General features: G+C 74.1%; 14 protein-coding genes. 9 read left to right on the plus strand and 5 right to left on the minus strand.

Annotation, left to right across the window (positions count from 1 at the left end):
• Positions 1-42 precede the first annotated feature (42 nt).
• From AC07DW_RS01150 to AC07DW_RS01175, 6 genes are all read left to right on the plus strand, one after another.
• Positions 43-2,691, plus strand: a complete 2,649-nt coding sequence (locus AC07DW_RS01150; RefSeq protein ID WP_478855500.1) for a serine/threonine-protein kinase — start codon at positions 43-45, stop codon at positions 2,689-2,691.
• A 138-nt stretch (positions 2,692-2,829) separates the two neighbouring features.
• Positions 2,830-5,451 carry a protein kinase gene (locus AC07DW_RS01155; RefSeq protein ID WP_478855501.1) on the plus strand — a complete coding sequence of 874 codons (2,622 nt, stop codon included), beginning with the start codon at positions 2,830-2,832 and terminating at the stop codon, positions 5,449-5,451.
• Positions 5,452-5,650: 199 nt separating this feature from the next.
• Positions 5,651-7,486 carry a serine/threonine-protein kinase gene (locus AC07DW_RS01160; protein WP_478855502.1) on the plus strand — a complete coding sequence of 612 codons (1,836 nt, stop codon included), beginning with the start codon at positions 5,651-5,653 and terminating at the stop codon, positions 7,484-7,486.
• A 29-nt stretch (positions 7,487-7,515) separates the two neighbouring features.
• Positions 7,516-9,489: a serine/threonine-protein kinase gene (locus tag AC07DW_RS01165; protein WP_478855503.1), complete on the plus strand. Its 1,974-nt coding sequence runs from the start codon at positions 7,516-7,518 to the stop codon at positions 9,487-9,489.
• 114 nt (positions 9,490-9,603) lie between these two features.
• Complete coding sequence (locus AC07DW_RS01170) at positions 9,604-11,247, plus strand: succinic semialdehyde dehydrogenase (protein ID WP_478855504.1); 1,644 nt, start codon at positions 9,604-9,606, stop codon at positions 11,245-11,247.
• A gap of 48 nt (positions 11,248-11,295) precedes the next feature.
• On the plus strand, positions 11,296-13,104 hold the full coding sequence (locus AC07DW_RS01175; RefSeq protein ID WP_478855505.1) for a GMC oxidoreductase: 1,809 nt from the start codon (positions 11,296-11,298) through the stop codon (positions 13,102-13,104).
• 78 nt (positions 13,105-13,182) lie between these two features.
• On the opposite strand, the gene AC07DW_RS01180 is transcribed toward AC07DW_RS01175, so the two are convergent.
• Positions 13,183-14,322, minus strand: a complete 1,140-nt coding sequence (locus tag AC07DW_RS01180) for an LPXTG cell wall anchor domain-containing protein (RefSeq protein ID WP_478855506.1) — start codon at positions 14,320-14,322, stop codon at positions 13,183-13,185.
• Positions 14,323-14,613: 291 nt separating this feature from the next.
• Here AC07DW_RS01180 and AC07DW_RS01185 point away from each other — a divergent pair, with 291 nt between their 5' ends.
• Positions 14,614-16,308: a COG1361 family protein gene (locus tag AC07DW_RS01185; RefSeq protein WP_478855507.1), complete on the plus strand. Its 1,695-nt coding sequence runs from the start codon at positions 14,614-14,616 to the stop codon at positions 16,306-16,308.
• 487 nt (positions 16,309-16,795) lie between these two features.
• Here AC07DW_RS01185 and AC07DW_RS01190 read toward each other — a convergent pair whose 3' ends face one another.
• Positions 16,796-17,098, minus strand: coding sequence for a chorismate mutase (locus tag AC07DW_RS01190; RefSeq protein WP_478855508.1), 303 nt, complete (start codon positions 17,096-17,098; stop codon positions 16,796-16,798).
• 307 nt (positions 17,099-17,405) lie between these two features.
• Between AC07DW_RS01190 and guaA the strand changes: the two genes are divergently transcribed.
• A complete protein-coding gene (gene guaA, locus AC07DW_RS01195) occupies positions 17,406-18,989 on the plus strand; it encodes a glutamine-hydrolyzing GMP synthase (RefSeq protein ID WP_478855509.1) in 1,584 nt (527 codons plus the stop codon).
• 109 nt (positions 18,990-19,098) lie between these two features.
• Here guaA and AC07DW_RS01200 read toward each other — a convergent pair whose 3' ends face one another.
• Positions 19,099-19,566 (minus strand): cupin domain-containing protein, encoded by a 468-nt coding sequence (locus tag AC07DW_RS01200; protein WP_478855510.1) that lies wholly within the window; start codon positions 19,564-19,566, stop codon positions 19,099-19,101.
• Positions 19,567-19,715: 149 nt separating this feature from the next.
• Between AC07DW_RS01200 and AC07DW_RS01205 the strand changes: the two genes are divergently transcribed.
• Positions 19,716-20,234, plus strand: a complete 519-nt coding sequence (locus AC07DW_RS01205; RefSeq protein WP_478855511.1) for a DoxX family membrane protein — start codon at positions 19,716-19,718, stop codon at positions 20,232-20,234.
• Here the strand turns inward: AC07DW_RS01205 and AC07DW_RS01210 are convergent.
• Both AC07DW_RS01210 and AC07DW_RS01215 read right to left on the minus strand, forming a co-directional pair.
• Positions 20,141-20,464 carry a hypothetical protein gene (locus tag AC07DW_RS01210; protein WP_478855512.1) on the minus strand — a complete coding sequence of 108 codons (324 nt, stop codon included), beginning with the start codon at positions 20,462-20,464 and terminating at the stop codon, positions 20,141-20,143. The genes AC07DW_RS01205 and AC07DW_RS01210 overlap by 94 nt on opposite strands.
• Positions 20,451-21,755, minus strand: coding sequence for a PspC domain-containing protein (locus tag AC07DW_RS01215; protein ID WP_478855513.1), 1,305 nt, complete (start codon positions 21,753-21,755; stop codon positions 20,451-20,453). The genes AC07DW_RS01210 and AC07DW_RS01215 overlap by 14 nt, the downstream gene beginning before the upstream one ends.
• Between the last annotated feature and the right edge of the window lie 135 nt (positions 21,756-21,890).

Here is a 21,890-nt window from a genome sequence, read left to right on the forward strand (position 1 = left end):
GCGGCAGGCGCGGGCGAGGATCAGGGATCGCAGAGGGGACGCATGTCGGGAGCGGAGCAGTCGCGGAACGCGGCTCGGGAACCTCAGCGGGACGCGGCGAAGCCGGGCGTCGGGGCGGACGGGCCGGACACGGAACGGCGCGCCGAATCGGCCGAGGACGCACCCGCCACGTCGGGCACCGGGCCGGCCAAGGACGCGACCATGAAGCTGGGCGCGGGCCGGCCCAGGGCGGCGGCCGACGGGTCCGGCGACCCCTCGGACAACGAGGCGGGCGCAACGCCCCTGGCGGGGGCGGGTGGTTCCGTTCCCGCACCCCGGCCGGACCGGCCGGACCGTCAGGACGAGGGCGCCGAGGCCGCCGGGTCCGCCGACCGTCCGGGCAGGGGGACGGAGGCCAGCGGTGGTGGTGACCGCTTGAGCACGAGCGGGGGCGGGAAGCGGACCGCGGACCGGGGGGCGAACCTCGGCGCGGACCACGGTGCGGATCGGGGCGCGGACGGGCGGTCCGGGGTGAACGCCGGTGACGAGGCGTCGGGTGGGGTGCCGTCGTCGGCGGGCGCCGGCCGTTCGGTCCCGGCGGCGCGCACCGGCGCGGCCGACGACGCCGGAGAGCCGCGTGGCCCCAAGGGGCCGGAAGCCCCGGAGAAGGCGAAGGCGCCGGAGACCGCCCGTGACTCCAGGACGGCCGAACAGCCCCAGGAGCCGCGGCCGAAGAAGCCCGCGGAGCCGTCGGCGGCCGGGGCCGCCGGCGCGGAGCCCAGGGGTCCCAGGGAGCCGAAGGGCGGCAAGGCGGCGCCGGCCGGTGGGCGTGGCGCCGGCCGGGCCGACGCGCCGTCGGCGGCGCGGTCGGCCACCGAGGGGCGGCTGCTCGCGGGACGGTACCGGCTCGGCGGCGTCCTGGGCCGCGGCGGCATGGGCACCGTCTGGCGGGCCGTGGACGAGACGCTCGGACGCACCGTCGCCGTCAAGGAACTGCGCTTCCCCAGCAGCATCGACGAGGACGAGAAGCGCCGCCTCATCACGCGTACCCTCCGCGAGGCCAAGGCCATCGCCCGGATCCGCAACAACGGCGCCGTGACCGTCTACGACGTCGTCGACGAGGACGACCGCCCCTGGATCGTCATGGAGCTGATCGAGGGCAAGTCGCTCGCCGACGCCATCCGGGAGGACGGCGTCCTCACGCCCAGGCGCGCGGCCGAGGTCGGCCTCGCCATCCTCGACGTCCTGCGCTCCGCGCACCGCGAGGGCATCCTGCACCGGGACGTGAAGCCGTCCAACGTCCTCATCGCGGACGACGGCCGGGTCGTGCTCACCGACTTCGGCATCGCCCAGGTCGAGGGCGACCCGTCCATCACGTCGACGGGCATGCTCGTCGGCGCGCCCTCTTACATCTCGCCCGAGCGGGCCCGGGGCCACAAGCCCGGCCCGGCGGCGGACATGTGGTCGCTCGGCGGCCTGCTGTACGCGTGCGTGGAGGGCTGCCCGCCGTACGACAAGGGCTCCGCCATCGCGACGCTCACCGCCGTGATGACCGAGCAGCTCGACCCGCCGAAGAACGCCGGCCCGCTGGAGGAGGTCATCTACGGCCTGCTCCACAAGGACCCGGCCAAGCGCCTCGACGACGCGGGCGCCAGGGTGCTGCTGAACGACGTGATCCACGCGCCCGAGGCGCCGGCGGCCGAGCCGTCGCCGGAGACCACGCGCATCGTGCCGCTGCTGCCGCTGCCCGGCGAGGAGGCGACCGCCAGGCCCAAGGAGGCGGACGACGTCGCGGCGGAGCGGATGCGCGGCGCGCTGCGCGCGGTGCGCAACGCGGCGGCGTTCGCCAAGGCCGAGCCGGCGTCCGGCCCGCAGACCGCCGAGCGTTCCGCGCCGGTGGCCCCCGCGCGGGCACCGCTCACGGACGTGGTGCCGCGTCGTACGCTCGTGATCATCGCGGCCGTCGTCGTGCTCGCGGTGCTCGCCACCGTGCTCGCCGTCGTGCTGAGCGGTGACGACGAGCCGGGTGCCAAGGGCCAGGGCACGCCGGCGACCGACCGGACGGCCTCGGCCGGTACCGCGGCCGCGCAGGGCGCCACCGGCGGCAACAACGGCCGCCCCGACGGCGAACAGGGCGAGGAGCAGGGCAAGGGGCAGGACCAGGGCGGCCGGCAGCCCACCACCGGTGGCGCGGGCACCGGGGGCGGCACGACGCCGTCCGGCGGGCCCTCGAAGGGTGCCGGAGGGGCGCAGCCGCCGGCCGGGTACACCGTGGTCACCGACGACCGGTTCCACTTCACCATGGCCATGCCGTCCACCTTCCGGATGAGCGGCGTGGCGGGACAGGGCTCGGGCGCGATATACAGCCGCAGTGGGGGATTCCCCCGCGTGCAGGTGGACTTCACCGACAGCCCGAAGGACGATGCCGTCGCCGCGTGGACGGCCGCGCTGGGCGGTCTGAGGGCCAGTGTCAGTGGCTACCGGCACCATGGGATCGACAAGGTGGACTACAAGGGTTATCCGACGGTCGCCGACTGGCAGTTCGAGCGTGAGCAGAACGGGGAGCGGGTACGGGTGCTCAACCGGGGCTTCAAGGTCGACGCCGGGCACGGCTACGCGATCATGATCACCTGCAAGGCCGCCGAGTGGGACGGCCCGGAGTGCCGGACGCTGCGTGACACGGCGTTCGCGACATTCAGCCCCAAGGACTGACCGGGGCCACGTATCGTGAGAGCTCGTGAGCCGTACGCAGCCGGAACGAGCGGATAACTGCGCGCCGGACGACCGACATTGACGGTTTCGTACGGTCTGTGAAGCCGGGGGACAGCGCGCTCGTGGGGAGGCGGCGTCGTGGACGATTACGCGGGGAGGGTGCTGGCGGACCGCTACCGCCTGCCGTTGCCGCCGTCCGACGAGTACGAACTCGTCGAGACGCGCGCCTTCGACACCTACAGCGGGCAGGAAGTGCTGCTCCGGCAGGTGCCGTTGCCGGAGGTCGTCGACGCCGAGGTGGTGGAACCGGAGCGTCCTGGCGGGTACGCCGTGCCGGCCGGAGGGCGGGTGCCGCCGCGCATGCCGGCCCCGGGCCGGGCGGTCCGGCGCTCCGGCGACCCGGCGGTACGGCGGGCCATCGAGGCCGCGCAGGCCGCCGCCCAGATCCCGGACCACCCCAGGCTCGACCAGGTGTTCGACGTCTTCGCCGAGGCCGGGTCGTTGTGGATAGTGAGTGAACTGGTCGCGGCCAGGCCCCTGGCGGCCCTGCTCGCGGAGGAGCCGCTGAGCCCCTACCGGGCGGCCGAGATCGGCTCGGACGTGCTCACCGCGCTGCGCGCGCTGCACGCGCACGGCTGGGTCCACCGGAACATCACCGCACGTACGGTACTGGTCTGCGACGACGGGCGGGTCGTGCTGACGGGGCTCGCGGCGGGCGCCGCGGAAGAGGCGCTGTGCGGCTACGCCCCGGTCCCGGACCCGGACGCCGACGACGAACCGCCGCTCGCTCCGGTCCCCTCCGGCCCCGCCCCGGTGTCCCTGCCCGCGCTCGCCCCCGGGTACGAGCCGGCCGCACCGTCCCCGCCCGGGCCGGTACACCACGAGCCGCCCGCACTGCCGGGGCCGGCCGGGCCGCCGGACCCGTCCGCGCCGGACGGCCGGGCCTCGCGGGCGGGCGCCATCGCCGCGTACCGGGCCGGAGCGCGCGCCGCCGCACGCGCGGAGGAGGCGGGCGCCGCCCTCTCCCTGCCGCCCCCGCCGAAGGGCCCCGCCGCCCCCGCGGGCGGCACCCCGGCGGACTACGAACCGCAGTGGTGGTCGCACACCGCCGACCTCGACGACGACGAGGACGACGACACCGGCGGGGCCGGCGACGGCACCCCGCGCCGCGCCCTGCTGGCCGGCACCTGGAGCGACGGCCCGGCCTCCGGGGGCGGCTCCCTCCCGGCGGGCGGGGGCGTCTCCCCGTACGGCGGCAGGGACGCGCTGCGCGCCGACGCCCGGCGCGAGGCCCGCACGCCCGGCGCGGAGGGCGCCGAGCCGCACGCCGGCCCGGCCGCCGAGCCGCCCGGCCGGTGGGAGGCCGCCGCCGAGGGCGGCCGGGCCGCCGCGCCCGCCTACCGCGGTCCGACCACGCCCCTCGCCGCCGAGCGCGCCCGCCAGGCCCGGATCGCCGTCGTCGGGGCCGTGACCGAGCGGTGGGCGCCCGAACAGGCCGGGCCGGTCCACGACACCTGGCAGCTGGCGCCGCCCATCGGCCCCTCCACCGACCTGTGGGCGCTCGGCGCGCTCCTCTACCGCGCGGTCCAGGGCCACGCCCCGTACCCCGAGGAGAGCGCCGGCGAACTGGTCCAGCTGGTGTGTTCCGAGCCGCCCGCGTTCGCCGAGGAGTGCGGCCCGCTGCGCCCGGTCGTCGAGTCGCTGCTGCGCCAGGACCCGACCGAGCGCCCCGACTTCGAGGAACTGCGCGGCTGGCTGCGCTCACTCATCCGGTCGGCACCGGAGCCCGGCGCCGGCGCCGGGGTGGTACCGATGCCGTCCGTCGACGCCACCCGACTGCCGATCGTGCGCCGCCGGGGCGAACTGGTGCGGCGGCGCCGCTTCCGCGCCTCCGGTGCGGCCCACGGGCGCCACCGCAACAGCCGGGGCACCCGGCCCGTGACGGCCACCGCCGACGCCGGCCGCGAGACCCGCGCGCCCCGCGAGACCCGCGAGGCCCGCGCGCCCCGCGAGGCCCGCGAGACCCGCGCGCCCCGCGAGGCCCGCGCCCTCGGGCGCGTCCTGCTGGTCGTGATACTGCTCGTGCTCGCCGCCGCCGTCGCGTACGCCGTGATGTTCATGCCCAAGGCGGACACGCGGCCCCAGGGACAGGCCCCGCAGCCGTCGCAGCAGCCCCGGGAACCTCAACAGCCGTCGCAGCAACAGCCCTCCGGCACCCCGGCGGAGCAGCCGGCGCCCAGCGGTCCCGCGCCTTCGACGAACACCGTCACCCCCGGAGCGCCCGACGCACCCGACGCGCCCGCCATGGCGGCCGGGTACACGGTGCGCGACGACCCCGAGGGCTTCCGCGTCGGCGTCGACAAGAGCTGGCGGCGCAGCCCCATCAACGACGTGGGACAGGTCCGCTACACCGGCGGGGACTTCACCCTGATCGTCGTCCCCGGCCGGGACACCGTCCAGGCGGCGGGCAGCGACCCGCTGGAGTACCAGCGCACCAAGGAGCGCGAGCTCCAGCCCTGGCGGGACAGCAGCTGGGCGACGGCCGCCGGGCTGCGCCGGATAGACGTGGGCCGGCAGGTCATGGCGGAGGGGCAGTTCACCTGGTCGGACGCCAACGGCCGTGAGGTGTACGTCCGCAACCTCGCCCTGGTCGTGGGCGACCGCTACCACGTCGTTCAGGTCATCGGTCCGGAAACACAGCGTGACAAGGTGTCCGAGATCTACCAGCAGGCCGTCTCCGCCTATCGCTCGACCCGCTGAGGAAAGGGCCTTTGACGGCCCCCGCGAGTGCTCCTCGATGTTCGTCAACTGCTGCGCACATCCCTCAAATGTGTCCGTAACCCCGGGTACTCATCACAGAGCGGTCTCCTTGACAACCCCGAGGTTTCGGCCATGGCGCCACCCTCCGTAACCTGGACCCCGAAGGAACGGGCGGGGGACAGTGGAACACTCTCAAGGCATGGGCGCGGGACTCGTGCTCGCCGGGCGCTACCGGCTGAGCGAGACCATCGGCCGCGGTGGCATGGGCAAGGTCTGGCGCGCCCACGACGAGCTGCTGCACCGCACCGTCGCCGTCAAGGAGCTGACGGCCGGTAAGTACGTCTCCGAGGCCGACCGGGCCGTACTCCACGCGCGTACGCAGAAGGAGGCGCGGGCCGCCGCCCGCATCACGCACCCCGGCGTCGTCACCGTCCACGACGTGCTGGAACACGACGACCGCCCCTGGATCGTGATGCAGTATGTCGACGGGTGCTCGCTCGCCGACGCGGCCAAGGCGGCCGAAAATCGCCGTATCGAGGCGCGGGAGGCGGCCCGCATCGGGCTGCACGTCCTGGGCGCGTTGCGCGCCGCGCACGCCGCCGGGGTGCTGCACCGGGACGTCAAGCCGGGCAACGTCCTGCTCGCCCGCGACGGCCGTGTCCTGCTCACGGACTTCGGCATCGCGGCCATCGAGGGCGACTCGACCATCACCCGTACCGGGGAACTCGTCGGGTCCATCGAGTACCTGGCACCCGAGCGGGTACGCGGCGGCGATCCGGGCCCCGCCTCCGACCTCTGGTCGCTGGGCGTCACGCTGTACAGGGCGGTCGAGGGCACCTCGCCCTTCCACCACACGTCACCGCTGAGCGTCATGCAGGCCGTGGTGACCGAGGAACCGCCGCCCGCCCGGTACGCCGGCGCGCTCGCGCCCGTCATCATCGCCCTGCTGCGCAAGGACCCGGCGGACCGGCCCGGCGCCGCGGAGGCGGAACGCATGCTGCTGGAGGCGATGGAGGGCCGTACCCCGGCCGCCGCGCAGGCGTACGTCCCGACGCGGACGATGAGCCGGGACGACCTGCCGGGGGCGACCGCGACGCTGCCGTCCGGGCGGCCGGCCGAGCGTACCGGCCGCGCGGCCGCGGACGGGGACACCACGCGCCGGACGGCCGTCGGGACGCCGAGCCACCCCACCCCGGACCACCCGGCCGGGGAACGCCCGACCACGCGGCACGCCACCACCGGTCACCCGTCCCCGGACCGCCCGGCCACCGACCGTCCGGGCCCGGACCGTCCGGCCACGGACCGCGCGAGCGGCGACCGGAACCGCACGGGCGGAAACGCCCAGGACGGCCGGACGGACGGCCGGACGGACGGCCGGACGGACAGCCGGACGGACAGCCGGGCGGACAGCCGGGCGGACGGCGACCCGGAGCGGCGCCGCAGGCCGTGGCGTACGGCCGTCCTCGTGACCGTCCTCGCCGCCGCGGTGGGCAGCGCCGCGGGTTTCGCCGTGATGCGGTACGGGAACGACGACACGGCCCGCAACGACTCGACCGACCGGAACGGGCCGGTGAACACCGTTCCGGACGGCTGGGAGCGGGTCGAGGACCCGTCGGGTTTCAGCCTTCTCGTACCGCAGGGCTGGAAGCGCCGGACGGAAGGCGGTCAGATCGACTACACGCCCGACAACGGCCGTCACCTCATCCGTATCAGCGCCGACACCTCACCGGACTTCGAAAATCCCTGCCTGCACATGCTCGATATCGAGAAAGGGCTGAAGAAGCGGCTTCCCCGGTATGAGCGGAAGGAGCTGCGCACGAACACGTTCCGTGATCAACTGGAATCCTGTCTGTGGGAGTTCACCTGGGTCGAGAAGAACGCCAACGCGGGCGAGCGGCACGCGATCGACCAGGTGTACTACGCGGACGACGGAACCGAGTACGCGCTGTTCATGTCCGCTCCCGCGGCCGACTGGCCGGTGACCCGGGAGCAGTTCGACATCGTGCTGCGCGGCTGGCGTCCCGCCGGGGGCTGAGTCCTCGGCGCGAGCAGAGGGGATGTGCCGTGTCCGGATCGGGGCAGCAGCGGCGGATCGTCGGACGCTACCGGCTGGAGGCCCGGCTCGGGCGCGGAGGCATGGGTACGGTCTGGCGGGCGTACGACGAGCTGCTCGGCCGCCGGGTGGCCGTCAAGGAACTCCACGTGGACGTGGGGACCGCCGTCCATCCCACCCTCCGCGAAGCGCGTGCCATCGCGCGCGTGCACCATCCGCACATCGTGTGCGTCCACGACGTCGTCGAGGAGGACGACGTCCCGTACATCGTGATGGAGCTGATCGAGGGCGGCACGCTGGCCGAGCGGATCGCGGCCCACGGCCCGCTCGACGCGCGCGAGGCGGCCCGCGTGGGCCTCGCGCTGCTGAGCGCCCTGCGCGCGGCCCACGCGCTGGGGGTGCTGCACCGGGACCTCAAGCCGGCCAACGTCCTGATCGAGGAGGGCACCGGGCGGGTCGTGCTCACCGACTTCGGGATCGCCCAGCTGGCCGGGTCCACGACGATCACCGAGGCGGGGATGTTCGTCGGCTCGCCCGAGTACACCGCGCCCGAGCGGATGCAGGGCTCGCAGGCCGGTCCCGAGACGGACCTGTGGTCGCTGGGGGCGCTGCTCTGCGCGACGCTGACCGGCCAGTCGCCGTTCCACCGCGACTCCCTGGGCGGCGTGCTGCACGCGGTCGTGGAGGAGGACTTCAGGCCGCCCGCCGCCGCGGGGCCCCTGCTGCCCGTCGTACGCGGCCTGCTGCGGCGGGACCCGGCGCGGCGGATGGGCGCGGCGGAGGCGGAACGGCTGCTGCGGGCGTACGCCGAGGCCACCGGGCCACGGCAGTACCAGCCGGGGGCCCCCGGGCGGCGGGCCGGCGAGCAGGGCGGCCACGGGGGACGCCGGCACGGGCGGCGCGGGTCCGGGGGAGACGGCGACACCCCGGTGCCGTACACGGGCACGGCGACCGGCGCGGACAGCCCCTACGCCGGTCCCCGCTCCGGTCCCTACTCCGGCCCGTACGCGGGCCCTTACGCCGACGCCGTCCCACCGGGCGCCGGTGCCGGCCCGTCCCCCGCCGACGGCTCCCGCCCCGCGCCCTCCGACGCCCGTCCGGTCCGTGCGGGCGGCGTCGGCGCCCGCGCCCGTGCCCGCCTCCGCGACCGGCCCGGCGCCGGCGCCGCCTTCCCGTACCAGGACGCCGTGCCCCCGCACGCCGGCCGCCCGCCCCGGCCCTGGTTCCGTACGCCGGTGGTGGCCGCCGCGCTCCTGGTGGCCCTCGCCGCGGCGGGCGCGGCCGGCGTCCTGCTCCTGCGCGACGACGGCGGGGGCCGCGGCGGGGGCGACGACCACCGGACGGCCACCGCCTCGCCGCCGCCGGGCGGGTCCGGCGTACCGAACACGCCGGGCGCTGCGGCGGGCACCGGCGCCGGCCCGGGAGCCACCCCCGGCGAAACCGCCGGCCGGACCCCCGGCGCGTCCCCCGGCGCCATGTCCCCCTCGACGTCATCGGCTCCGACGGCACCGCCGGCCACCGGGACCGCCCACGCCCGCGTGCCCAGCGGATACCGCTCCGCTTCCGACCCGCGGGGCTTCTCGCTCACCGTTCCCGTCGGGTACGTCCGGTCCACCGACGACCGGCGCGTCCTCTACATGTCGTCCGACAGGTCCATGCGGATCGGCGTCCGGGTCCAGGCGCCGGCCCCCGGCGGCCCCCTCGGGTACATGCGCCGCGCCCACGCGAACGGCCCCGGCACGTATCCCGGTTACCGTGCCGCCCGGGTCACGCCGACGACGCACAACGGACTGGCGGCCGCGCTCCGGGAGTTCACCTGGAACGGTTTCCCGGCCCCCGAGGGGGCCCGGCGCACGTACGACATCTGCTGGGACGAGAGCGGGCGGATGTACGACGTGTGGGTCTCGGCACCGGTGGCCCGGTTCGACGAGCTGAAGCGGCACTTCGACACCGTTCTCGATTCCTTCCGGGTGCGGCACTCCTGACGAGCCCCTGATCAGGGCTTATTTGCCAGCGAACACTGGCACGGTGGGAGCGGCTCCGGAAAAGGTGTTACCGGCGGGTACCGCCCGGGCCCCATCCGGCATACCCTCGCCCCCATGACGGACACGACGGACACGCAGGCGACGGACGCGCAGGCCGCCCCCGCCGCGCCTCTCGGCACGAACCCGACCGCCCCCGCCCCGGCCGGCGCCCGTACCGCCGCCGACGTGGTCACGCCCGAAGTCGTCGCCCAGCTCACCCGTTGCGTCGTCGGGTCCGGCCGGACCGCCAACCACACCCCGTTCACCGGGGAACGGCTGGCCGAGCTGCCCGAGTCCACGCCCGAGGACGTCGCCGAGGCGTTCGCCCGGGCCCGCGCCGCGCAGCCCGTCTGGGCCGCCACTCCCGTACGCGCGCGTGCCGCCGTCCTCCTCCGCTTCCACGACCTGGTCCTGGAGCGGCAGGCCGAGGTACTCGACCTCATCCAGCTGGAGACGGGCAAGGCCAGGCTGCACGCTCACGAAGAGGTCCAGGCCGTCGCCGTCGCCGCCCGCCACTACGGCCGCCGCGCCGCCGCGTACCTGAGGCCGAAGCGCCACACCGGAGTCGTACCGGGCCTCACCAAGGTCACCGAGCTGCGCCAGCCGCGCGGCGTGGTCGGCCAGATCGCGCCGTGGAACTATCCCCTGGAACTGTCCGTGGGCGACGCGCTGCCCGCCTTCGTCTCCGGCAACGCGGTCGTGATGAAGCCCGACACCGAGACCGCGCTCACCGCCCTGTGGGCCCGGGACCTCCTCGTCGAGGCGGGTCTGCCCGCCGAGGTGTTCCAGGTCGTCCTGGGCGAAGGCCCGGTGGTCGGTCCCGAGGTCGTCAGGCACGCCGACTACGTGTCGTTCACCGGCTCCACCCGCACCGGCCGCGAGGTCGCCCGGGGGGCGGCCGCCCGCCTCGTCGGCGTCTCCCTCGAACTGGGTGGCAAGAACGCCATGCTGGTGCTGCGCGACGCGGACGTCGAGAAGGCCGCCGCGGGCGCCGTGCGCGCCTGCTTCTCCTCGGCCGGCCAGCTCTGCATCTCCATCGAGCGCCTGTACGTCCACGAGTCGATCGCCGACGCGTTCACGGAGCGCTTCGCCGCCCGCACGAAGGCCATGCGGCTCGGCGGCTCCCTGGCGTACGGCGCCGACATGGGGTGCCTGGTGGGCGAGCGGCAGTTGGAGACCGTCACCCGGCACGTCGAGGAGGCCGTCGCCAAGGGCGCCACGGTCGTCGCGGGCGGCGTCGCCCGCCCCGACATCGGCCCCCTCTTCTACGAGCCGACCATCCTGGAGAACGTCCAGGAGCCGATGGCCGTGTGCGCCGAGGAGACCTTCGGTCCCGTCGTCTCGATCTACCGCTTCTCCGACGAGGACGAGGTCGTCGAGCGCGCCAACGCCACCGCGTACGGCCTCAACGCCAGCGTCTGGACCACGGACGGCCGCCGCGGCCACGCCGTCGCCGCGAAGCTCCGCACCGGCACCGTCAACATCAACGAGGGCTACGCGCCGGCGTACGGCAGCGTCCAGTCGCCCATGGGCGGCATGAAGGACTCCGGGCTCGGCCGCAGGCACGGCTCCGAGGGCATCCTCAAGTACACCGAGGCCCAGACGGTGGCGCAGCAGCGCGTCATCCCGCTCGCGCCGGTGTTCGGCATGGACGACGAGCAGTACGCGGCGTTCATGAGCCGCAGCCTGCGTCTGATGAAGGCGTTCCGCTTCCGCTAGACCCCTTCGGTACGAGATCCGGTACGAGCTTTGGTACGAGGAGAGCCCATGCCCCAGGTCCCCGCTGCCCGTCATCAGGGCGATTCGCCCGATGGGTACGACTATGACGTCATTGTCGTCGGTTCCGGCTTCGGCGGCTCGGTCTCGGCCCTCCGCCTGACGGAGAAGGGCTACCGGGTCGGCGTGCTGGAAGCGGGCCGCCGCTTCACCCCCAGCACGCTGCCCAAGAGCTCCTGGGACGTGAAGAACTACCTCTGGGCTCCGGCCCTGGGTCTCTTCGGCCTCCAGCGCATCCACCTCCTCGGCAACGTCATGGTGCTGGCGGGCGCCGGGGTGGGCGGCGGTTCCCTCAACTACGCCAACATCCTGTACGTGCCGCCGGAGCCGTTCTTCCGGGACAGGCAGTGGGCGTCGATAACCGACTGGCAGGAGGAGCTGGCCCCGTACTACGACCAGGCCAAGCGCATGCTGGGCGTACGGCTCAACCCGACGATGACCCCCTCCGACGTGCACCTCAAGGCTGCGGCGCAGGCGATGGGCGTCGGCGACACCTTCCACCTCGCGCCCGTCGGCGTCTTCTTCGGGGACGGCCGGGACGCCGGCGGCTCGGCGAAGGCGAAGCCGGGCCAGCAGGTCGACGACCCGTACTTCGGAGGCGCGGGCCCGGCCCGCCGCGCGTGCACCGAGTGCGGGGAGTGCATGACGGGCTGCCGGCACGGCGCGAAGAACAACCTCACCGAGAACTACCTGTACCTCGCCGAGAAGGCCGGGGCCGTCATCCACCCGATGACCACGGTCACCGCCGTCACCGAGGCCCCGGCGGGCGAGGGCTACGTCGTCTCGACCGTACCCACCCACCGCCGCCGCAGGGCCGCCCCGCGGGCCCTGCGCTGCCGGTACGTCGTCGTCGCGGCCGGCACCTACGGCACCCAGACGCTGCTGCACCGCATGAAGGACGAGGGGAAGCTGCCCCGCGTCTCCGACCGCCTCGGCGAACTGACCCGCACCAACTCCGAGGCCCTGGTGGGCTCCCAGACCACCGACCGCCGCTACCGCAAGCGGCACGGCCACGGACGCGTGGACTTCACCCGGGGCGTCGCCATCACCTCGTCCATCCACCCCGACGCCAACACCCACATCGAGCCGGTCCGCTACGGCAAGGGCTCCAACGCCATGGGGTCCCTCTCCATCCTCCAGGTCCCCTACGCCGAACGCCGGGTGCGGGCCTGGCTCGGCAACGTGGCCCGCCACCCGCTGCTGGCGATGCGGTCACTGTCCAACCGCCGCTGGTCGGAGCGGACCATCATCGGACTCGTCATGCAGTCCCTGGACAACTCCCTGACCACCTACCGCAAGCGCGACGGCGTCGGCAAGGGACTCCTCACCGCCCGTCAGGGACACGGCTCCCCCAACCCCAAGCAGATCGCCGAGGGCACGCGCGCGGCGTCCCTCCTCGCGGAGGAGATCAACGGCTTCGCCGGCTCCAACGTCGGCGAACTGATGGGCACCCCCCTCACCGCCCACTTCCTGGGCGGCTGCGTGATCGGCGCGACGGCGGACGACGGCGTCATCGACCCGTACCACCGCCTCCACGGCCACCCGGGCATCTCGGTCGTCGACGGCGCCGCGGTCTCCGCGAACCTCGGCGTCAACCCGTCGCTCACCATCACCGCCCAGGCGGAGCGCGCCATGTCCTTCTGGCCCAACAAGGGCGAGGAGGACCCGCGCCCGGCGCAGGACGTGCCCTATGCACGCCTCGCCCCGGTCGCCCCCGCGTCCCCGGTGGTCCCGGCGGACGCGTTCGGCGCCCTCAGACTCCCGTTCCTCGGCATGCCGGCGGTCCCGCCGAAGCGGTAGGGCGGCCGGAAGCGGACATGAGAGAGGCGCTGCACCCCCCTCCGAGTGCAGCGCCTCTCTTGCTCCGTGGTGCGCCCGTTACGCGGCGGCGCCACCGTTGCGACGGCGCAGTGCGAAGACGACACCGGCACCGGCGACGACGGTGATGCCACCGGCGATACCGATGGCCGGCAGCATCGAGGAGGAACCGGTCTCGGCGAGCTCACCCTCGACCGTGATCGGGGTCGAGCCGCCCTGCGGCTTCAGGTCGGCCGGCTTCTGGTCGGACGGCTTGGCCTCGCCACCGCCACCACCGTTGCTGCCGGCGGCCAGGACCTGGAACTCGTAGGACGCGTAGTCCTCGTAGCACTCGTCGTTCTTGTCGTAGCCCGTGGCGGCGAAGCCGAGGGCGGCACCGGCGGGCGCGGACTTGTCGATCGAGATGCGCAGCTGGATGGTGCGGTTCTCGTCCTTCTTCAGCTTGACGACGTCGAAGAAGAAGCCGATGTTCTGGCCGGAGAGGTTGGCGCCGCTGTCCCACTGCCCGTTGGGCAGCTTGTACTCGATCTTGGCGTACTTCTCGACCAGGCGGTCGGTGTCGGCGTCCTCCTCCAGGTCCTTGGCGTAGGAGGCCCAGGCGCCCACGACTACCTCGTCGAGGGCTTCCTTGCTGTTGTTCTTCACGTTCAGCTGGAAGTTCTTCCAGCCGCTGCCCGCGACGATCGTGCCCGGGAGGTTGGAGAGGGAGACGTCGACGGCGGCCTGCGCGCAGACCTCCTCCTCGATGATCTCCTCGTCCTCGCCGATCTCGTCCTCGCCGGCCTCTTCCTCGTCCTTGCCGGTCTCGGCGCCCGGCTTGCCGGCGCCCGGCTCGGTGCCCGGCTTGTCGGTGCCGGTCTCCGTGCCGCCCGTGACCGTGTCGTCCTCGGTCTTCGAGCCCTCGTCCGTCGTGGCGCCGTCGTCCGTCTTCGTGCCGTCCTCGGTCGACGCGGCGCCGTCGTCCGTCTTCGTACCGTCCTCGGTCTTCGTGCCGTCTTCGGTGGTGGCCGCGTCGTCGGTCTTGGTGCCCTCGTCGGTCGCCGTGGCGCCGTCGGTGGTGCCGGTCTCCGTACCGCCCGTGGTGCCGGAGGTCGTGCTGGTGGTGCCGTCCGTCGCGTACGCGGCCGGAGCCGCCAGGAAAGCGGCAGGGGCTATGACGGCGGTCGCGGCGGCGACCGCCATGGCGCGGCGAAGCTTCATGAAGACCTCAGGGAAGTCCAGGCGTGCCGCACGTCGCGGCACGGTGTCGTGGGGGCCGACCCGGTGTGGGGTGTCACGGATGTGGCCGTTGTTTCGCATGCATGACCCGCGACCGGCGGGGATGGTTGCACGCCACCTGACAGAAAACTTATGTGTGCTGCATCACAGGTTCCGCTGGTGTTCCTCCCCGTGGCCGTTCCGTGATCTTCGGCGGCGCAACCATCCGGTGCGCCACCCGGTCGAACCCGTGCCCGAGCATCCATGTCGCACGCCGCACGCAGGGGTTCCTTGATGAGACGCCTTTCCTCCTCCGTCACCGCCGGGCTGCTGCTCGCCGGCGCCGCCCTGAGCGCCGCGCCCGGCGCGTACGCCGTCGGGGAACCGGTCTTCACCATCGACGGCCCGGCCGAGGTCGGCCTGCGCCCCCACCCGGCCACCGGTGAGCCGCGGAGCGCCACGATCGGCGTCACGGTCCACAACCCGGGCGTGGGCCGGGGGAGCGGCGGCTTCGACGGCACGTACACCGTCACCTTCGACCTGAGCGGCGTCGCGGGCGTCGCCGACGTCCGCTTCGGCGAGACCGGCAGCTCGCACTGCGCGATCACCGGTACGACGGGCATCTGCACCGACGCGTTCGGCATCCCGCCCGGCGGCGACGGCGTCGCCGAACTGGTGATCACCGCCGCCGAGGGCAGCGCGCCCGGCGCCACCGGAGAGATCGAGGTCACCGGCAGGGCCGAGGGCGCTACCTTCACCTCGTACACGGCCGGGGTGACCGTCGGCGGTCCCGACCTCGTGATGCACCCCCTCGCCCTGAAGCACGAGGTCGAACCGGGCCGGGTGCAGGACGCCCCGCTCACCTTCACCAACGCCGGGACGGCCGACGCCGACGGCGTACGCCTCACGCTCACCACCTCGCACGGGCTCGCCTACACGCGGCGGTACGCCAACTGCGACTACACCGGGACCAGGGACCGGACCCGGGCGGTCTGCGACTTCCCCGGCACGTTCGAGGCCGGTGGCACCTACACACTGGCCGAGCCGATCGGGCTGAAGGCCACCGGCCACGCCTACCGCGAGATCTTCACGCACCGCGTCGAGGAGCGCGGCGGCGTCCGCAAGGCGCCGAAGGGCGCCGGCCCGGAGCTCACCCTGAAGAAGGCGCCGACCACGCCACGCGCGGCCGACCTCGACCCGCTGGACAACCAGCAGGAGTTCGACCTCCGCGCCGCGAACACCGCCGGCTTCGCCGCGTACGGCGACACGCTCGTCGCGGCGGCGGGCCGGACGGTGGAGGCGACGGTCGGCTTCCGCAACAGCGGCCCGGCCTGGATCGCGAACCTCCGCTCCGGCGACCCCGTCGCCACCGTGGACGTGACCGTCCCGGCGGGTGCCACCGTCACCGGGAAGCCGGCCCGCTGCGAGCCGCGCACCGCCACGGGCGGGTACCGCGAGGAACCCCTCGGCGCGCCCCGCTACTTCTGCGACACGCCGATCCGGGTGTTCGAGGACGAGGACTTCGCGCTGCCCTTCGCGCTGAGGATCGACCGGGTCGTCCCGGGCGCCGAGGGAACCGTGACCGTGCGCGGCCAGGCCCCGGCCCACCCGGACCTCGCCTTCGACCCGGATGCCGCGGACAACACGGCCTGGCTGGTGCTGAACCCCGAGGACACCGGCACCACGGGCGGTACCACCACCACCGGCGGCTCGACCACCACGGGCGGTACGACGACCGGCGGTACGACGACCGATGGCGCCACCGCCACGGGCGGTACGACCACCGGGCCGGCAACCACGGGCGGCACGACCACCACCGGCACGACGGCGGGCGGCACCACGGGCGGCTCGACCACCACCACCGGCACCGCCGGCGGCCTCGCGAGCACCGGCGCGCTCGCCCTCCCGGTGGCCGCCGGCGCCGCGGCGCTCATCGCGGCGGGCGCCGCGACCTTCACCGTCGCCCGGCGGCGCGCCGACGCCTCGTGACACGCACGGACCGAGGGCCCCGTCGGAATCGCTTCCGCGGGGCCCTCGGCCTCGGCACCGGCGTCAGGGCGGCGTCGGTGCCGAAGGAGGCGGCGCCGGGGGTGACGCCGCTGGTCAGTGGTCGTGGGAGGGGCCTGGACGGGGGGCGGACCTTCGGCGGTCCGGGGCGGAGGTGTACGGGTGCGGGGGACCGGACTCGTGGTGCCTCGTGCGGACGGCCGTGGGCGACGCGACCGTCGGGACCGGATGCGGTCGGCTCCGGGCGTCCCCGGAGCCGACCGCCTTTTCGGGTGACCGGGCTGCTGTCCCCTGCCGTCCGGTCACGCGCGCCGGAGCGAGGTCCCATGGCGCCCCCACGGGGAACGCCACACGCCCCGGCGGAGCCACGCGTGGTTTCTTCGGCCCGCCCCTGGCTGGCACGGACACCGGGACCAACGAAGCCGTACGGAAGCGGTCACGCGCCGTACGGGTGAGAGCGCGACCGAACTCAGATCCGGCCGCGGCACAGCTCCAGCATGGTCATCGCCAGTGACGTGCCCGGCTTGCCCAGGGCGTCGCGGTAGTGGGCGAGCACCTCCATCTCGCGGGCCAGGTTCACACGCCGGCCGCCGGAGGAGAGGCGGGCCTCCTGGATGACGGCCGAGACGGCCATCCGTTCCTGGATGAGACCGATGATCCGGTCGTCGAGCGCGTCGATGCGTTCACGCGCGCCCGTGATCACGTGCGCGGCCTCGTCGGTGCGGGCGCCGGTCCGGTCGGTGTGCGGACGGCCGGTGTGCACTGCGGTCATGGCGGGGGCTCCTCGGATGAAGGGGCGCCCGGGCGGTGACGGGGTCCGGACGAACGACAGACGCCCCGGACCTTGTCGGCCCGGGGCGCCTGGGGAAGTCGCTTGTCAGTGGCTCAAGCAGCACGACCATGGCAGCCGGACGGGCCCGGTGCCATAGGTAAAGACGAAGGTCGAGAGCTTGCGCATGCCGCCAGTATGGACCATCGGCCGAGCGGGAGGGTGCGGGTTCGGATGGTGAGACAAAGGCTCCTCCGGCCACGCCGGTAGAATCGACATACAGACTCCTCCCCGCCGGAAGGCCGCCGTAGTGTCATCAGCGAATCCCGCTGCCGCGCCCGACGCCGTACTGGTCGTCGACTTCGGCGCGCAGTACGCCCAGCTCATCGCCCGCCGCGTCCGTGAGGCCCGGGTCTACAGCGAGATCGTCCCGTCCACCATGCCGGTGGCCGAGATGCTGGCCAAGAACCCCAAGGCGATCATCCTGTCCGGCGGCCCGTCCTCCGTGTACGAGGAGGGCGCCCCCCAGCTCGACCGCGAGATCTTCGAGGCCGGCGTCCCCGTCTTCGGTATGTGCTACGGCTTCCAGCTGATGGCCACCGCCCTCGGCGGCACCGTCGACAACACCGGCGCGCGCGAGTACGGCCGTACGCCGCTGCACGTCTCCCGGACCTCCTCCACGCTCTTCGAGGGCACCCCGGCCGAGCAGCCGGTGTGGATGTCGCACGGCGACGCCTGCTCCGCCGCGCCGGACGGGTTCACCGTCACCGCGTCCACGGACGTCGTGCCGGTCGCGGCCTTCGAGAACGACGAGAAGAAGCTGTACGGCGTGCAGTACCACCCCGAGGTGATGCACTCCACGCACGGCCAGCAGATCCTGGAGCACTTCCTCTACCGCGGCGCCGGCCTGCGTCCCGACTGGACCACCGGCAACGTCATCGAGGAGCAGATCGAGGCGATCCGCGCGCAGGTCGGCGAGAAGCGCGCCATCTGCGGCCTGTCCGGCGGCGTGGACTCGGCGGTGGCCGCTGCCCTCGTGCAGAAGGCCATCGGCTCCCAGCTGACCTGCGTGTACGTCGACCACGGCCTGATGCGCAAGGGCGAGACCGAGCAGGTCGAGAAGGACTTCGTGGCCGCCACCGGCGTCCGGCTGAAGGTCGTCGACGCGCAGGAGCGGTTCCTGAAGGCGCTCGCCGGGGTCTCCGACCCCGAGGAGAAGCGGAAGATCATCGGCCGTGAGTTCATCCGGGTCTTCGAGCAGGCCCAGGCCGAGATCGTCGCCGAGGCGCCGGACGACCACCCGGTCGAGTTCCTGGTCCAGGGCACCCTCTACCCGGACGTCGTCGAGTCCGGCGGCGGTACGGGCACGGCCAACATCAAGTCGCACCACAACGTGGGCGGGCTGCCCGAGGACCTCGAGTTCAAGTTGATCGAGCCGCTGCGCCAGTTGTTCAAGGACGAGGTCCGGATGGTCGGCGCCGAGCTGGGCCTGCCCGAGGAGATCGTCCAGCGCCAGCCGTTCCCGGGCCCCGGCCTCGGCATCCGCATCGTCGGCGAGGTCACCAAGGAGCGCCTGGACCTGCTGCGGGAGGCCGACGCGATCGCCCGCGAGGAACTGACGGCCGCCGGTCTCGACCGCGACATCTGGCAGTGCCCGGTCGTCCTGCTCGCCGACGTCCGGTCGGTGGGCGTGCAGGGTGACGGCCGTACGTACGGGCACCCGATCGTGCTGCGGCCCGTCTCGTCCGAGGACGCCATGACGGCGGACTGGACGCGGATGCCGTACGACGTGCTGGCGAAGATCTCGACGCGGATCACCAACGAGGTGAAGGACGTCAACCGGGTCGTTCTCGACGTGACGTCGAAGCCGCCGGGCACCATCGAGTGGGAGTGATCCCCGCGGGCTGAGTCCCCCGGACCGGGCAGCCCCGGACCGGGGCGCCCCGCCCATGCGTCTCCCGAGCGGGACCGACGCCGCTTTCGCGCCCGGCCGGAGCCGTCGCCTACTTCCTGTGGGCGGCGGCTTCGAGCGTGAAGTCGTCGAAGTGGAAGCCCGGCGCGACCACGCAGGTGACGAGGACCGGCTCGTCGCCCGCCGGCTCGGCCGCCTGCCAGGTGCCCGCCGGGACGAGGAGCTGCGGCTGCTCCCCGGTCTCGACGGACGGGCCCAGCACCAGGTCCCAGGGCTCGGACGGGCTGTCGCCCTCGCCGCCCAGGGAGAGGCGGAGCGGCCCGCCGCGGTGCCAGAGCCACAGCTCGTCGGAGCGCACGCGGTGCCAGCGCGACCGTTCGCCCGGATGCAGCAGGAAGTAGATGCCGGTCGCGTAGGTGCGGAGGCCGGGATACCCGTCGGGCGCGGTCGTGCCGGTCGTCCTCCAGGTCTCCCGGAACCAGCCGCCCTCGATGTGGGGCTCCAGTTCCAGCAGACCGACCAGGGGGGACGGCGGGGCGGAGGTGTCGTCGTCGGTCATGCGGTGCATTGTGCTCCAGTGGGCGGCCGGTGGAGGGTGTGACGGCCGCGCCGCCCCTGAACCGGCGTGCCGTCCGTCGCGTATCCAAGGGCGGGAACGCCGAGGAGAATCGGCTTCGGTGACAGCCGTGTGGAGAGGCAGGCCGGCGCATGACGCACAGCCACCGGACGACAACGACCTACGGGAACGGCGGCGGACCGCCCGGCCTCAGGGCGACCGCGGGACGGTACGCGCTGCTGCCGCTGCGCATCTTCCTCGGCGTCACCTTCGTCTACGCCGGACTCGACAAGATCACCGACGACCGGTTCCTGGCGGCGTCCGGGACCGGGTCGATCGGCGACACGATGCGCGCCGTCCGGGACTCCTCCGCGGTGCCCTGGCTCGTCGACCTGGCCCTGAACAATCCGGAGGCGTTCGGGTACGGCATCGCCCTCGGCGAGCTGGCCGTCGGGATCGGCACCCTGGCCGGGCTGCTGGCGCGGCTCGCCGCGCTGGGCGGCGCGCTGATCTCCCTGAGCCTGTGGCTCACCGTCAGCTGGCAGTCCGACCCCTACTACTACGGCAACGACCTCGCCTACCTGATGGCCTGGCTGCCGCTGGTGCTGGCCGGTGCCCCGCTGCTGTCGCTCGACGCGGCCCTGGCGGCGCGGCGGCGCCGGGCGCGGTGACCGAGCCGGCCGGTGACGCCCGCCAGCACCAGCCCGGCGCCCAGCAGGGGCAGTACCGCGTACCAGGGCGTGATCCAGGCGCCGGTCGCGTCGCCCGCGTAGAGGGCCGCGATGCCCAGGCCGGTGAGGCCCAGGACCAGCCGGCCCGGCCAGAACTCGTGGCGCCATACGCCGTCTCCGCGCTCCGGCTCGTGGCCGTGCTCGTACGCGTACGGGTCAGGACGCGGCACGGGTGACCTCCACCTGTCCGAGCGCGACCTCCAGCGTGAGGTCGAGCGTGCCCGCCGGGGCGGTGCCCTTGGGCGGGGCGATCGTGCGGGTCGCCTCGCGGTCCGGGGCGACGTCGATGTCGTCGGGCGGGTCGGCCGGCAGGCGCAGGTCGCCCAGCCCCACCTCGGCGCGCACCTTCACGGTCACGTCCCTCGGCACGACGACGTGGAGACGGCCCGCCCCGACCTCGGCGGCGGTGCGCGCCCTGCCCCCGGGCGGGACGGTCAGCCGGGACAGGTCCAGGGTGCCGACACCGGTGCCCAGCTCGTAGCGGGGCCGCAGCTCCGCGGCGGTCGCCGGCCGCCAGTCCGTACGTATCCACTCCGTGTCGATCTGCCGGGGTATCAGCGCCGCGCCCGCCAGCAGCAGGGCCGTGAGCACCGTCATGAACACCGTGCCCGCGCCCGTCCGCCCCAGGAACGCGGCGGCGACGAGCCCCAGCGCGAACACCGCCAGCGCGCACGCCAGCCCGATCTGCACGCACGCGCCGAGCGGCTGCGAACCCCACGACAGGCCCGTGCCGAGCCCGCCCGCCACCAGGGCGAGCGGGAAGACCATCCCGCCGATGGACCGCGGGCCGCGCGTGGCGACGGCCGCCGCCCCCGCCCCGGCGCTCCTCTCGGGTCGGCCCAGCAGCGCGGCCTCCACCCCCACACCGTCCGCCGGGCCCCACAGGTAACCGAGCGGGACCGGCCCCGTCGTGCCGTCCTTGACGATCGGCTCCCGCCACCACGACGGCGACTCGGGCGGCGGCGGCGCCTTGGTCTCCGGCGGTGCCTCCGCCACCGTGTGCGCCGTCACGGGGTCCGCCACCGCCTCGGGGCCGTCGGCCAGCCGGCGCCGCCGCGACCAGACGGCGGCACCGCTGACGGCGATGATCAGCAGCAGCGAGAACGAGACGGTGCTGCCGTTGCCCAGCATCGACAGGAACAGGCCGCAGCCGACCAGGGCCATCAGCAGCGCGATCAGCGAGGCGCCGTCGACCCGGCCCGACACCAGCCGCCGCGCCTCGTTCTCGTCGTCACCCTCCGCCGTGACGAGGAGCCAGGCGAAGCCGTAGAAGACCAGGCCGAGGCCCCCGGTCACGGAGAGCACGCCGATCGCGACCCGGAAGATCACCGGGTCGAGGTCGAAGTACCGCCCCAGCCCGCCGCACACCCCGGCCACCACCTTCCGGCGCGCGGAGCGCCGCAGGGGCGGACGAGGCGGTGCTCCACCGGCCTCGGCGGGAGCGGGGGTCGTACGCGTCATACGTCCATGGTGACGGCCCGTGAGCCGTGGCGGCACCTTCCGCGACCCTGGACCGCCCCTGATATTGCCCCGCGGGGTGCCGCCGATACTCAGGGTCGGATGAGGGACGGCCCTGATGTCCGCCGCCGGCCGGCG

It is taken from the genome of Streptomyces sp. NPDC045701 (assembly GCF_056432045.1).

Coding starts and splice junctions, on each gene's coding strand:
- AC07DW_RS01215 (WP_478855513.1), bottom strand. CDS start 21,755: ATGACGCGTACGACCCCCGCTCCCGCCGAGGCCGGTGGAGCACCGCCT.
- AC07DW_RS01200 (WP_478855510.1), bottom strand. CDS start 19,566: ATGACCGACGACGACACCTCCGCCCCGCCGTCCCCCCTGGTCGGTCTG.
- AC07DW_RS01190 (WP_478855508.1), bottom strand. CDS start 17,098: ATGACCGCAGTGCACACCGGCCGTCCGCACACCGACCGGACCGGCGCC.
- AC07DW_RS01185 (WP_478855507.1), top strand. CDS start 14,614: ATGAGACGCCTTTCCTCCTCCGTCACCGCCGGGCTGCTGCTCGCCGGC.
- AC07DW_RS01160 (WP_478855502.1), top strand. CDS start 5,651: ATGGGCGCGGGACTCGTGCTCGCCGGGCGCTACCGGCTGAGCGAGACC.
- AC07DW_RS01150 (WP_478855500.1), top strand. CDS start 43: ATGTCGGGAGCGGAGCAGTCGCGGAACGCGGCTCGGGAACCTCAGCGG.
- AC07DW_RS01170 (WP_478855504.1), top strand. CDS start 9,604: ATGACGGACACGACGGACACGCAGGCGACGGACGCGCAGGCCGCCCCC.
- AC07DW_RS01205 (WP_478855511.1), top strand. CDS start 19,716: ATGACGCACAGCCACCGGACGACAACGACCTACGGGAACGGCGGCGGA.
- AC07DW_RS01180 (WP_478855506.1), bottom strand. CDS start 14,322: ATGAAGCTTCGCCGCGCCATGGCGGTCGCCGCCGCGACCGCCGTCATA.
- AC07DW_RS01175 (WP_478855505.1), top strand. CDS start 11,296: ATGCCCCAGGTCCCCGCTGCCCGTCATCAGGGCGATTCGCCCGATGGG.